At 70.4% G+C, this 12,919-nt stretch carries 11 protein-coding genes; 8 read left to right on the plus strand and 3 right to left on the minus strand.

The features are described from left to right. Window positions 1-2: 2 nt before the first annotated feature. Together ACFV9C_RS05965 and ACFV9C_RS05970 are read left to right on the plus strand one after the other, a co-directional pair. The gene (locus ACFV9C_RS05965) at window positions 3-740 is read left to right on the plus strand and encodes an IclR family transcriptional regulator (protein WP_380190966.1); all 738 of its coding nucleotides are present in this window, start codon (window positions 3-5) and stop codon (window positions 738-740) included. Then, on the plus strand, window positions 737-2,995 hold the full coding sequence (locus ACFV9C_RS05970; RefSeq protein WP_380190967.1) for an FAD-dependent oxidoreductase: 2,259 nt from the start codon (window positions 737-739) through the stop codon (window positions 2,993-2,995). The genes ACFV9C_RS05965 and ACFV9C_RS05970 overlap by 4 nt, the downstream gene beginning before the upstream one ends. A gap of 26 nt (window positions 2,996-3,021) precedes the next feature. Here ACFV9C_RS05970 and ACFV9C_RS05975 read toward each other — a convergent pair whose 3' ends face one another. The 3 genes from ACFV9C_RS05975 to ACFV9C_RS05985 are packed head-to-tail and all read right to left on the minus strand — an operon-like array spanning window position 3,022 to window position 6,224. After that, window positions 3,022-3,513, minus strand: coding sequence for a DUF5134 domain-containing protein (locus ACFV9C_RS05975; RefSeq protein ID WP_380190968.1), 492 nt, complete (start codon window positions 3,511-3,513; stop codon window positions 3,022-3,024). A 39-nt stretch (window positions 3,514-3,552) separates the two neighbouring features. Then, a complete protein-coding gene (locus ACFV9C_RS05980; RefSeq protein ID WP_380190969.1) occupies window positions 3,553-3,951 on the minus strand; it encodes a hypothetical protein in 399 nt (132 codons plus the stop codon). Next, window positions 3,951-6,224: a CehA/McbA family metallohydrolase gene (locus ACFV9C_RS05985; protein ID WP_380190970.1), complete on the minus strand. Its 2,274-nt coding sequence runs from the start codon at window positions 6,222-6,224 to the stop codon at window positions 3,951-3,953. Before ACFV9C_RS05985 ends, ACFV9C_RS05980 begins: the two co-directional genes overlap by 1 nt. Window positions 6,225-6,386: 162 nt before the next feature. Between ACFV9C_RS05985 and ACFV9C_RS05990 the strand changes: the two genes are divergently transcribed. The 6 genes from ACFV9C_RS05990 (at window position 6,387) to ACFV9C_RS06015 (ending at window position 12,915) form a co-directional block, all read left to right on the plus strand. Further along, window positions 6,387-7,535, plus strand: a complete 1,149-nt coding sequence (locus tag ACFV9C_RS05990; protein ID WP_380190971.1) for a sensor histidine kinase — start codon at window positions 6,387-6,389, stop codon at window positions 7,533-7,535. After that, the gene (locus ACFV9C_RS05995) at window positions 7,532-8,227 is read left to right on the plus strand and encodes a response regulator (protein ID WP_380190972.1); all 696 of its coding nucleotides are present in this window, start codon (window positions 7,532-7,534) and stop codon (window positions 8,225-8,227) included. The genes ACFV9C_RS05990 and ACFV9C_RS05995 overlap by 4 nt, the downstream gene beginning before the upstream one ends. A gap of 65 nt (window positions 8,228-8,292) precedes the next feature. Further along, the gene (locus ACFV9C_RS06000) at window positions 8,293-10,371 is read left to right on the plus strand and encodes an MMPL family transporter (RefSeq protein WP_380190973.1); all 2,079 of its coding nucleotides are present in this window, start codon (window positions 8,293-8,295) and stop codon (window positions 10,369-10,371) included. A 23-nt stretch (window positions 10,372-10,394) separates the two neighbouring features. Beyond that, a complete protein-coding gene (locus tag ACFV9C_RS06005; RefSeq protein ID WP_380190974.1) occupies window positions 10,395-11,042 on the plus strand; it encodes a HEAT repeat domain-containing protein in 648 nt (215 codons plus the stop codon). Window positions 11,043-11,073: 31 nt separating this feature from the next. Continuing rightward, window positions 11,074-12,012, plus strand: coding sequence for a HEAT repeat domain-containing protein (locus tag ACFV9C_RS06010; protein WP_380190975.1), 939 nt, complete (start codon window positions 11,074-11,076; stop codon window positions 12,010-12,012). Between the two features lie 51 nt (window positions 12,013-12,063). Then, window positions 12,064-12,915: a hypothetical protein gene (locus tag ACFV9C_RS06015; protein WP_380190976.1), complete on the plus strand. Its 852-nt coding sequence runs from the start codon at window positions 12,064-12,066 to the stop codon at window positions 12,913-12,915. Window positions 12,916-12,919: the final 4 nt, after the last annotated feature.

Genomic DNA, 12,919 nt, shown 5'->3' on the forward strand with positions numbered 1-12,919 from the left:
CCGTGAAGCTTCCGGCGCAGCCCAACAAGTCGTTGATGGATGGGCTCGCCTGTCTGCAGGCGCTGTCGCTCTGCACCGAGCCGGTCGGGTCGCGGGAGCTGGCGCGGCTGTTGCGGCTGGAGCCGACCAGGGTGAATCGGCTGCTCGGCACGCTGGCGTCCATGGGGCTGGCCGAGCAGGACGCGCAGCGGAAGTACCGTCCCGGTCCCGGCATTCACGCGTTGGCCGCCCAGAGCCTCTTCGGTTCTGGGTTGGTCAACCGGGCGGTCCGGTATCTGCCGCCGCTGCACAAGTACGGCCATGTCGTCGCGCTCGGCGTGCTCTGGCGCGATCAGACGTCGTACCTGTATCAGGTCAACCCGCAGAGTCCGGCGGACCGGGGCATCGTGCAGGGCTTCCCGTTCCCGGCCGCGTCGTCGGGTATCGGGCTGGTGCTGCTCGCCCAGCAGCCCGAGGAGTCCGTACGGGAGCTGTACGAGCCGACCGAGCCGCCGCTGCTGCCGCTGAACTTCGACCCGCCGGACCTGGACGCACTGTTCCGCAGGCTGGCGCAGGTCCGCGAGGAGGGGCACGCGCTGGTGACCACCGACCTCGGGCGCCGCACGCTCGCCGTACCGGTGGGAGACACGGCGTACGCCGGCGTCGGGTTCGCCGGCAAGTTCCGCAACGACGACGTACCCGGGCTCAAGGCCGCTCTGACCGACGCCGCCGCCAACATCGACCGAACCGAGGTGCCATGAGCATCGTCCGCGAACCTGCCACCGCCGGCCGCGCGTTCCGTACCGAGCACCTGCGAGCCGACCTGGTCGTCGTCGGAGGTGGTCTGGCCGGCACCTGCGCGGCGATCACCGCGGCCCGCGCCGGAGCCCGGGTCGTCCTGGTCCAGGACCGGCCGGTGCTCGGCGGGAACGCGTCCAGCGAAGTGCGGCTGTGGGCGCTCGGAGCCACCGCACACATGTTCAACAACAACCGCTGGTCGCGCGAGGGCGGCGTGATCGACGAGCTCCTGGTCGAGAACACGTTCCGCAACCCCGAGGGCAACGCGGTCCTCTTCGACGCGGTGCTGCTCGACAAGGTCGTTGCCGAGGACAACATCACACTGCTGCTCAACACGGCCGCGACCGCGGTGTCGAAGGACGGCTCGCGGATCACCTCGGTGACGGCCTTCTGTAGTCAGAACTCCAAGCGGTACGAGCTCTCCGCGCCGATGTTCTGCGACGCGTCCGGCGACGGCGTCCTCGGCTACCTCGCCGGGGCGGCGTACCGGATGGGTGCCGAGTCGAAGGAGGAGTTCGGCGAGCTGTTCGCGCCCTCGGAGTCGTACGGCGGGCTGCTCGGGCAGTCGATCTACTTCTACAGCAAGGACGTCGGCGTACCGGTGCGGTTCACGCCGCCCGACTACGCGCTGGACGACATCACGAAGATCCCGAGGTGGCGGAGCTTCAACACCAAGGTGCAGGGGTGCCGGCTGTGGTGGATCGAGTACGGCGGCCGGCTCGACACCGTGCACGACACCGAGGAGATCAAGTGGGAGCTGTGGAAGGTCGTGTACGGCGTCTGGAACCACCTGAAGAACTCCGGTGAGTTCCCCGAGGCCGAGACGCTGACGCTCGAGTGGGTCGGCCTGATCCCCGGCAAGCGCGAGAGCCGCCGTTTCGAGGGCCTCACCATGCTCACGCAGCACGACCTGGTCGAACAGCGCCGGCACGACGACACGATCGCCTCCGGCGGCTGGTCGATCGACCTGCATCCGGCCGACGGGGTGTTCAGCGAGCACGCGGGCAGCAGCCATCTGCATCCGCGCGGCGTCTACCAGATCCCCTATCGTTCGCTGGTTTCCCGCGATGTCAGCAATCTGCTGCTGGCGGGCCGGATCATCAGCGTCTCGCACGTCGCGTTCGCGTCGACCCGGGTGATGGCGACCTGCGCGCAGCTCGGTCAGGCGGCCGGGATGGCCGCCGTACTCTGCACTCGCGACGGGCTGCTGCCGGCCGACCTGGTGGAGCCGGAGCGGATGCGCACGCTGCAACGGGAACTGCTGCGCACCGGGCAGCACATCCCCGGCGTACGCCTCGAAGACCCCGACGACCTGGCGCAGCGGGCCGCCGTTGTGTCGGCCTCGAGCTCGCTAGTTCTCTCCACCTTGCCCGACGACGGTCCCGTCGTACCGCTGAACCACTCGCGGGCCCAGTTGCTGCCGCTGCCCGCGGGGCCTCTGCCTCAGTTGACGGTGACCGTCGACGTCGCAGCGCCGACGACGCTCACAGTCGAGCTCCGGACCGGCAGTCAGCCTGACGACTACACGCCGGATGTCGTCCTCGGCAGCCGGCGGTTCTCGCTGGATGCGGGCCTGGGGCAACAGCTGAAGGTGGACATCGAAGGTTTCGTCGACGAGCCGCGGTACGTCTTCCTGGTGCTGATACAGAACGACGACGTGGCGGTCCGAACCACCACGAGACGTGTCACCGGCCTGGTCTCCCTGGAGCACAAGTCGACGCAGGAAGCCGACGACAGCGTCGGTCGCCCGCGAGTCGAGTTCTGGACGCCGGAACGTCGTCCCGGCGGACACAACTTCGCCCTGTCCGTCGACCCGCCGGTGCACGCGTGGCCGGTCGAGAACGTCCGCAACGGCCACGCGCGCCCGACCGCACACCCCAACGCCTGGGTGGCCGACCCCGATGACAGCCGGCCCACCGTTCACCTGCACTGGCACGACACCCGACGCATCGCCCGCGTCGAGCTCGGCTTCGACACGGACTTCGACCACGCGATGGAATCGGCGCTGTGGAACCACCTCGAGCACGCGATGCCGTTCTGTGCCAAGCATTACGTCGTACGGTCGGGCCAAACTGTCGTCGCGGAGCACACCGACAACCACCAGACCCGCCGTACGATCGCCTTCGACCCGCCCCTCGAGACAACCGACCTCTCCGTCGAAATCGTCGCGAGCCAGGGCGACGTTCCCGCCGCCCTGTTCGAGATCCGCTGCTACTAGTCGAGGACGAAGGCGTGCAGCCAGGTTCACAGGACCGGGTTCATCATCGCCAGCATTACCACCATTCCGGCGGTCGCCAGGGCGTGGCAGCAGCACATCAGCCGGTGGCCTGAGCAGCGGGTCGCGCGCAGTACCCACCAGCCCGCGGCGAGGGCGAGCGAGCCGGTGACGACCCAGCTCAGCATGCCTGTCCACGTCCGTAGCGCCATCGGCATCGTGCTCAGCATCCAGACCATGCCGAGGTTCATCGCCGCATGCATCAGCGCCCCGGCCCGTACGGCGACGTCAGCCGACCTCGCCAGGTGCCGGAGGAACACGACCGCCGCTCCCCCGAACGCCACCACCTGCACCCAGCGGGCGACACCGTCCAGAGGCAACCACAACATCGCCAGCATCGCCGCGCTCATCACGACATGGTTCACATCGGTGAAGACCTCGATCCCCCGCCCGCGCCCGGTCGCCAGCCGCCACAGGCAGTACAACCCCGTCGTACCGAAGACCAGCGTCAGCGTGTTCACATCAAACACGTCGAAGCCGGGCGGAGGATCTCGACATGGTCAGGCGAGCGGCAGCAGCGCCCGGTGCGATCGCAGGATCAGGTGCAGCGAACTGTGCAGCGCGAGCCCGCCGAGCGAACCCAGCGCCCGGAACCGCAGCGTCACGTCGACGACCGCCGGTCCGTCGAACCGCACCCGCAGGCTCCCGTCCTGGGCCGGCTCGCCGGTCAGCTCGTGCACCGGCAGGTCCAGCTCGACGCCCGGCACCGGGTCGCTCTCGATCATCAGCCTGCCGGTGACGAATCCGGTGTTGACGATCGGGAACTCGATCGTGTGCCACTCACCGGCGGCCAGGCTCGGCACCCGGTTGCCGGTGGTGGCGACGTTCACCCGGGCCTCCGGGTTGATCACCACCGAGAGCGCCGCGGTCGTCTCGACCGGATCGCAACAACCCGCCATCAGTCCACCTCGCATTCGTCGCGCCGGCTCGCGTACGTGGCCTGCGCCTCGTCGTACGCCGACCGTGCCGCCTCCCGCTCGTCCTCGCGGATGAAGCCGGACTTCGCCGTCCACAGCGCGTCGACCGAGTCGTACAGCCACTGCGCGCTGCGCCGCGACGCGCGGATCGGCTGCCCGGCGATCTCGACGAAGACCGGCTGGGTGTGGACGCTACGCAGGATCCGCACCGCGACCCACGCGGACCGCTCCAGCGGTACGTCGAACCCGATCGCCTGCTCGTTGCCGTCCGCAACGATCTCCTGGGAGCCGACGGGTACGCCGTTCACCAGCACCTCGACGAGGACGTTCCGGGTCTGCCCGATCCGCGACCGCTCCAGATGCCAGCCGACCGGCGCCGAGTACACCGGCTGTCCCGCGGCGGGTGCGGCCGGCGGCTCTTCCGGCAACCAGGCCGCGACCGTCGCCGTCACGCGCGCAGTCCCCGGAGCGTCGACGGACTGTTCGCGGTCGGGCGAGCCGTTGACCGCGAAATCGTAGACGTGGCTGCGGCCGTCCCCGAAGTACGACGCCCTGTCCTTCAACCCACCGAGCCAGGTTTCCAAGGCCTGCGGGCCCTGCGGCGGCTCGGGCAGCTGGACGTACGTCCGCCCGACGCCCGGCCCGTCGTCGTAGATGCACGGGTAGTCGGTCTCGCCGAGCATCAGCGTGCGGTACCCGACGTTCAGCAGGTGGTACCAGATGTTCAGCTCGGCCGCCGGCGCGAACTCCGCACCGCACTGGAAGTCGGCCGCCCCCAGCGGTACGTCGACGATGATCTCGTTGGACCCGATCGACTGGAACCCCGGTACGACGTAGTTCGGCAGCTCGTCGGTGTCGACCGCGAGCCCGAGGCCGCAATGCGCGTACCCGACCAGGGCGTTCTGCGCGTGCCCCCAGCGCATCACCGGGAGGTTCCAGGACGGCCAGTCCTCGATGAGCTTCGTCCCCGGGTAGTCCTGGTCGGTGAGCCCGAGCAGGATCACGTGCCCCGAGTGGCTGGACGGGAACCCGGACACCTCGAGGTCGTACCGCAGCAGGCTCTGCCCGTCGCGGTCGGTGTCCTGCGGGTCCCAGGTCATCCCCTGCGCCCGCTGCATCGCCGGGTACTCGAGCTCGGCGCGCGGGCTGATCGACGAGCCGCTGAAGAACTGCTTCTGGTGGTAGTAGCACGGGCCCCAGGTGAGCACGCTGCCCATCCACAGGCCCTCGCCGCGGACGTGCCGGATCATCGTCTCCGGCGTCACGCCCTCGGACGGCACGTTGTAGTGCGAACAGCCGCCGGCGTGGATGTGCGGGTCGCCCGAGTAGTACCCGTGCGCGGCCGGATCGGTCCAGCGGTCGAGGGCGATCGTCAGCGCCGACGTACCGGCGTCCACGTCGACGTCGAGCCGCACCTCGCGGTACTCCGGGCCGCGCCGCGCGGAGATCTCGTACCGCCCGGCCGGGAGCGTGATCACCTCGCCGGTCGCCCGGTACACGTGGTCGTGGAAGAACATGTCCGGCGCCAGCCGCATCGCCTTCGACGGGTACGCGCGGCGCTGTGCGTCCCGGACGGTCAGCGTCGCCACGGTGCTGCTGCCGTCGGGTTCGCGGACGTCGAGCCGGATGTCACGGGCGGCGGCGCACTCGAAGTCGTACTTCGCGGCGTACGGGCGGGTCTCGAACCCCATCCGCTGCCACGCCTGCCGGAGCGGACCGCGGGTGATGCTGTCGTACTGCTCCTCCACCGCCATCACGAACGACAGCTCGCCGCTCCGGGCGCCGTCGTCGCGGCTGTACAGGCTGATCACCTTGTACTCGACGTCGACGCCGGACACGTCCGTGGCGCCGGTGAGCTTCACCTCCAGCCGGCTCTTCTCGATCCGCGGTACGACGGTCAGCGTGTCGGGCATCGCGATCCGCGCGGAGTGGCTGTGGAAGTCGACGTTCTGGAGCACGTGGTTCGAGACCGCGGACAGGTCGCCCAGCAGTTGGTGCGGGTTCGCGACCCGGACCAGGAAGCTCCGCCAGCCGTGCTGGACGAGCCGCGGCGGCGCGGCCCCCGGCGTACTGGCGGTGAAGCCCTGCTCGTCGATCTCGACCTCGACGATCACGTACGGGCGGAGCAGTTCGTCGACCTTCGCGGCGTCGGCGGCCTCGGCCAGCCGGTCGGTCAGATCGTCAGGGAGTGGTTCGCCGATATCGCGGAGTTTCTCAACGGCACGAGTCGCGGATGCCAGCAGCGGCTGGAACACAGGACCTCCTCGTCGTGGGCCAGCCATCGACACTAGTCCCGATCCGCGCGCCCGGCCTCAGGTTTTCCTACTCCGGGGGGAGTACGCCAACGGAGTACGCGCAGCCGGGGCGTCCTTCGCCGGGAGGACGTTCTGCGGCGGGGCGGCGCCTATGGTGAGCAGGTGACGTCTCGGGAGCGACTGGTGGACGCCGGGTTGGCCGGCGTCGTACTCGTGGCGGCCGAGGTGGCGATCCTCGCCGGGCGGGAGCCGGGGTCGATCCCGCGGAACTGGTTCGCGTACGTGCTCGGCGGCGTGATGGCCGGGGCGATCCTGCTCCGGCGGCGGAACCCGCTGGTCGAGGTGTACCTGGTCGGCGTCGCGTTGTTCGTGTACTACGCGATCGGTTATCCGGGCTTCCCGCCCGCCGTCGTGCTCGCGGTGCCGATGTACGACGCGGCGTACGCGGGACGCACCGCACGTGCGGTTCCGGTGCCGTTGCTGCTGTTGACGACCGGGGTGGTGGTGTCGCTGCGGAAGGGTACGACGCCGCTGGACACCGTCGACATCTTCCTGCCGCAGTACGCGCTGGTCGCGGTCGCCGTACTGCTGGGTGCGCTGGTCCGCAGTCGGCAGGCGTTGGCGGAGCAGTCGCAGGAGCGGTTGCGCGCGGCCGCCGCTGAGCAGCAACGGGAGGCCGAACGGCGGCTGGTCGAGGAGCGGCTGCGGATCGCCCGCGAGCTGCACGACACCGTCGCACACGCGATCTCCACGATCACGGTGCAGTCCGGTACGGCGCTGTTCATGCTGGACCAGGACCCGGACAAGGCGCGCGAGGCGCTCAGCGCGATCCGCCGTACCGGCAAGGAGGCGCTCGGCGAGATGCGGAGCACGCTCGGGGTACTGCGGTCGCAGGGTGAGCCTGCAGTGAGCCCGGAGAACGACGCCGGGTTGGCCCGATTGCCTGCGCTGCTGGACGCTGTGCGCGCGGCTGGTCTGGAGGTGGAGGTGGAGTCGCGGGTGTCGGCGCTGCCGGAGCCGGTCGACCATGCGGCGTACAGGATCCTGCAGGAGGCGTTGACGAACGTACTGCGACACGCCGGGGCGGACGCCCGCGCGCGGATCCGGTTGGAGCAGACCGGCGACGCGCTCGAGGTCGAGGTGGTCGACGACGGCACCGGGCCGTCGGATTCGGTCGGTGGGTACGGGCTGAAGGGGATGACCGAGCGGGCCGCAGCACTCGGCGGTCAGGTCGAGACCGGCGCGGCACCCGGCGGCGGGTTCCGGATCCGTGCAACGCTGCCGGTTCGTGACACCGGAGGTGAGCGGTGATTCGGGTGCTGCTGGTGGATGATCAGGCGTTGGTGCGGGCGGGGTTTCGGGGGTTGCTGGACAGTGCTGCTGACCTGGAGGTCGTCGGCGAGGCGGCGAACGGCGGTGAAGCGGTCGCGTCGACCCGCGCGCTGCTGCCCGACGTGGTGCTGATGGATCTGCGGATGCCCGAGGTCGACGGCGTGACCGCGACCCGGCGGATCACCGAGGACCCACGGCTGAGCGCGGTCCGGGTCCTGGTACTGACCACCTTCACCGACGAGGACGACGTCTTCGCCGCACTCCGGGCCGGCGCCAGCGGCTTCCTCGTCAAGGACGCCGAACCCGAGGAGCTCCTGCAGGCCGTACGCACGGTCGCCGCCGGCGAGGCACTCCTCTCGCCGCGCGTCACACGCTCGGTCATCGCCCGCTTCACAACCACCGACACGGGACCCGCCCAGCGCCGTACGCCCCCTGAACTCGAACTCCTCACCCAGCGCGAACGTGAGGTCGTCCAACTCGTCTCCGCCGGCCTCTCGAACGACGACATCGCCCGCCGACTCGTCGTCAGCCCGCTGACCGCGAAGACGCACGTGTCACGGGCAATGGCGAAGGTCGGCGCGCGCGACCGCGCACAACTGGTCGTCTTCGGGTACGAAAGCGGCCTCGTCGTACCGGGCGGCTACTCCCCGGGGAGTACCCAACCGCAGTAGTTCTTGACGGAGACTGTCTGCGGTAGGCGGACGATCGGGCAGCGCGTTCTCGCGACCCTCCTGGTATGACCCGAATCGCAAGCTTCTGCTACCGGCACCGGCTCGTCGTCGTGCTGTGCTGGATCGCGCTCACCATCACGTCGATCGGACTCGCCAAGCAGTACGGCGGTCCCGCGGCCACCGAGCTGGGCACCGGCTCGTCGCAGTCGTCCCGGGCCCTCGCCCTGTACAAGCAGCACTTCCCGCGGCAGGCCGCCGACACGCTGACGCTCGCGGTGCACGCGGACCGGCGGCTGGACGACCCGGCCGTGCGGACCGCCGTACTGCGGACCGTCGACCGGCTCGAGGCCGCGGATCACGTCGCGTCGGTCGTCACGCCGTACCAGAACCCGCGGCAGCTCTCCGCCGACGGCCGCACCGGGTACGCCGTCGCGACGCTCGACGTCTCCGCCAACAAGATGCCCGCGGCAACGATCAAGGACCTGCTCAAGGCATTGCCGACGGGGAACGGCGTGCAGTTCGCGCTCGGCGGTACCGCGGTGGACGCGGTCGAGACGCCGGGCGGCGGTCCCGCGGACGCGGTCGGGCTGGTCGTGGCGGCCGTCGTACTGCTGCTGACGTTCGGATCGGTGCTCGCGATGGGGCTGCCGATCGTCACCGCGCTGTTCGGGATCGCGGTCGGGCTGTCCGGGCTCTCGCTGCTGCAGAACGCGTTCCCGGCGCCGTCGTTCGCGCCGATCCTCGCGACGATGATCGGGCTCGGCGTCGGCATCGACTACGCGCTCATCATCGTCACCCGGTACCGCGAGGCGCTGGCCACCGGGCGTACGCCGCACGACGCCGTCGTCCTCGCCGCGTCGACCGCCGGACGGTCGGTGCTGTTCGCGGGCGGTACGGTGGTGATCGCGTTGTGCGGGCTGCTGCTGCTCGGCCTCGACTTCATGCGCGGCGTCGGCCTCGGTTCGGCCGTCACGGTCGCGATGACGATGGCCGCCGCGACCACGCTCCTGCCCGCGCTGCTCGGCTTCACGGGTCGCCGGCTCGCCGTACGACGGAAGTCTTCGAAGGTCCCGTGGTCCGCGCGCTGGGCCGGTGTGATCGCGCGCCGTCCCATGCTCGCCACCGTCGTCTCCGCCGCGGCGCTGCTCGTCCTCGCCTCGCCCACGCTCAGCCTGCGGTTCGGGATGCCCGACGCGAGCACGCAGCCACACGACACGAGCGGGTACGCCGCGCAGAAGATCATCACCGACGGCTTCGGACCAGGCGCCACGTCCACGCTGCTCGTCACGGTGAAGCTGCCCGGCGCCGACCCCGCCGCCGTCGGGGCCGAGGTCGCCCACACCGCGGGCGTCGCGTCCGTGAGCCCCGCGCAGGTCAGCCCGGACGGGTCGATCGCCGTACTCGCGGTCCAGCCGACGACCGGCAGCCAGGACCCGGGCACGACCGATCTGGTCCAGCGGCTGCGGGCGGTCGACCCGCATATCCTGGTCGGCGGAGCCGCCGCGGCCGCTGTCGACTTCGCCCAGCTGACCGCGAACCGGCTGCCGTTCATCATCCTGGTCGTGGTCGGGCTCTCGCTCGTCCTCCTGGTCGGGATCTTCCGCTCGGTGACGCTGGCGCTGAAGGCCGGCCTGATGAACCTGCTGTCGATCGGCGCCGCGTTCGGTGTGCTGGTCGCCGTACTGCAATGGGGCTGGATGCACCGGGCGCTGAACTTCCCGACAACGATGCCGGTGACCGCATGGGTGCCGATGATCATGTTCCCGGTGCTGTTCGGCATCTCGATGGACTACGAGGTGTTCCTGATCTCCCGGATCCGCGAGTCGTACGTCGCCGGCGGCAGCACCCGGGCCGCCGTCCAGGACGGGCTGTCCCGGACCGCCCGGGTGATCACGGCCGGTGCGGCGATCATGATCGCGGTCTTCCTGTCGGTGATGCTCGGCGCCGATGTCGGCGTCAAGCAGCTCGGGTTCGGCCTCGCGGTCGCGGTCTTCGTCGACGCCACGATCGTCCGGCTGGTGCTGGTCCCCGCCTCGATGGAGCTGCTCGGGCGGCTCAACTGGTGGATCCCCCGCTGGCTGGACCGGCTGCTGTCCGCGCGGCAGGGTGCGATGCTTGACCTTGACACAGTGTCAAGGTCTTGACTGGCGGACAGGAGGTGGTTCGCGTGAACCCGAAGTACGACCCCCTGGGGTCAGCCGACACATCCACCCGGCTGCGGGCGGCGATGGCAATCGGGGCGGAGGCCGACCCGTCGGCCGTCCAGGTGCTGGTGGCGCGGTGCGGGGTGGAGCCGGACTTCTTCGTACGCGACATGCTCACCTGGGCGCTGATCCAGCTGCCGCGCTCGGCGACGGTGCCGCTCGTCGTCGCGGAGTTGGAGTCCGCGAACGCCCAGGCCCGGAGCCAGGCGCTGCACACGCTGTCGAAGCTGAAGGACCTGGCGACCTGGCCGGCTCTCACCCGTGAGTTGCTGCACGACCCGAACGACGAGGTCAGGCGGACTGCCTGGCGTACGGCGGTCGGGCTGGTGCCGGCCGGCCAGGACCGGCAGCTCGCGGCGGAGCTGGCGACAGAGCTCGGGCGCGGCGACCGCGACGTACAGCTGAGCCTCAGCCGCGCGCTGGTCGAGCTGGGCGACGCGGCCTCGGACGCGTTGGAGAGTGCGCTGTCGAGTCCGAAGCAGAAAGTGCAGGCGCACGCCCAGGCCACCGAGCGCCTGCTGCACGACCCGGGCGCGAACTTCGGTGCGCTGCTCGACGAGGCGAAACGAGCCGTTGCTCTTGGCCCCCAGCAGGTCCATGCTCATCGGTGAAGTGGCCCGCCGGTCCGGGGTGAGCTCGCGAATGCTCAGGCATTACGAGTCCCTCGGGCTGGCGCGGCCCACCGGCCGGACGATCGGCGGCTACCGCGAGTACGCCGACGACGACATCCGGCGGATCTTCCACGTCGAGGCGCTGCGCTCCCTCGGCCTGTCGCTGCGCGAGATCGGCCGCGCGCTGGAGGACCCCGGTTTCGCGGCGCCCGCGCTGCTGAGCGACCTGATCCGCCGTACCGAGGACCGCCTGCACCGCGAGCAGGAACTCCTCGACCGCCTCCGCGCGATCGACGCCGCGACCCCCGGCGACTGGCCCGACGTACTCCGGGTCGTCGAACTCCTGCACAGCCTCAACTCCCCCAGCGCAGCCCGCCGCCAGCAGGCCGTCCTGGCGCCCACCGAACTCCCCGCGGAGGTCCTCGCCGGCGCCCTCCTCACCGAGTCCGACCCGAACGTCGCCGGCGCGCTGCGCTGGGCGCTGGCCCGCTCCACCGACGACGTACTCGCCGCCCTGACGCCCGCCCTCCGCTCGGCCGACGTCACCATCCGCCGCCGCGCCGTGGTCGCGATCGCCGAGATTGCCGATGCTGATGCGATCCCGGTCCTGACGGCCGCCCTGAAAGACCCGGACCTCGCCGTCCGCAAGCACGCCGCGCTGTCGCTGGGCACCCGCGGCGAGCGTTCCGCCGTACCCGCGTTGGTTGCCCTGATCATCGAAGGCGCCAACGACGTCGAGGCCGCCGAAACCCTCGGCACCCTCGCCACCGACCCCACCACGGCCACCCACATCCTCGCCGCCCTGACCCACAAACTCAGCCACAGCACCCCCGAAGCTCGCCTCCGCCTCGTCCAGGCCCTCGGCGAACTCCCAGCATCCGTCACCAGCGAGACCCTCTCGACGCTCACCGACGACGCCGATGTACCCGTAGCCCTTACCGCAAAGGCCCTGCTGAGGAAATTCGGTTGATGCTGAGGCGCGCGGCGCGCATGGTGCAGGCATGGCGTCGACGGCCTCGTTATGGCGGCGGGAGATGGTGCAGCCGCTGCTTCGTACGTACGCAGCCGCGCCGGGAGTGTGCGCCGTACTGCTCGGCGGCTCGACCGCGCGGGCAACGCCGACCGCTGGTCGGACGCCGAGATCGGCGTCTTCTGGGAGACCGCGCCGACCGAGCTCGCCCGCTCGGAACTGGCCACGGCCGGTGGCGCGCGGGACAGCCGGCTCTTCGAGTACGACGCCGGCGAGCAGGTGTGGTGCGACGATCTCTATCTGGGCGTGGGCTCTCCGGCCGGCCTGCTGGTCGAGGTCGTTCACCAGTTGGCCGCGGCCACGTCACAGGTCCTCGACGCTGTTCTCGTCGACCACTCGCCGGATCCGGCCGCGCTGAACGTCGTCGACGGCCTGCTGGACGGGATGCCCTTCCACGGCGTCGATCTGCTCTCGGGATGGCGCGAGCGCGCGGCGATGTACCCGCGAGAGCTTGCGGTCGCGGTCATCGAGTCCGCGGGCGTCATCGACCACTTCTGGCGCTGGGAAATGCTGATCGAGCGACGCAATCCGGTGCTGTTCGCCGGGCTGCTCAGCTCGGTCAGCCAGCAACTGCTGACCATGCTGCTGGCGCTCAACCGCCGCTACGGCCCCAAACACAAGTGGCTCCCGACGAACCTCGACCTCGCACCGGACGACCTCGACCGCAGACTCCGGCAGGTCTTCGCCGTCGCCCCGGCCAACGCCGCCGAGATGCTTGCCGAACTCGTCGAGGAGACCTTCACGCTGGTCGAGACCGAGCTGCCCGAAGTCGACATCACCCGCCTCCGCGCCATCTTCCGCCACCGCCGCCCACCCCTCGACCACCCACCGTTGGCACAATAGCCCG

The sequence above is a fragment of the Kribbella sp. NPDC059898 genome (genome assembly GCF_042730855.1).
Lineage (GTDB): Bacteria > Actinomycetota > Actinomycetes > Propionibacteriales > Kribbellaceae > Kribbella.

Coding starts and splice junctions, on each gene's coding strand:
- ACFV9C_RS05970 (WP_380190967.1), top strand. CDS start 737: ATGAGCATCGTCCGCGAACCTGCCACCGCCGGCCGCGCGTTCCGTACC.
- ACFV9C_RS06015 (WP_380190976.1), top strand. CDS start 12,064: ATGGCGGCGGGAGATGGTGCAGCCGCTGCTTCGTACGTACGCAGCCGC.
- ACFV9C_RS06010 (WP_380190975.1), top strand. CDS start 11,074: ATGCTCAGGCATTACGAGTCCCTCGGGCTGGCGCGGCCCACCGGCCGG.
- ACFV9C_RS06000 (WP_380190973.1), top strand. CDS start 8,293: ATGACCCGAATCGCAAGCTTCTGCTACCGGCACCGGCTCGTCGTCGTG.
- ACFV9C_RS05980 (WP_380190969.1), bottom strand. CDS start 3,951: ATGGCGGGTTGTTGCGATCCGGTCGAGACGACCGCGGCGCTCTCGGTG.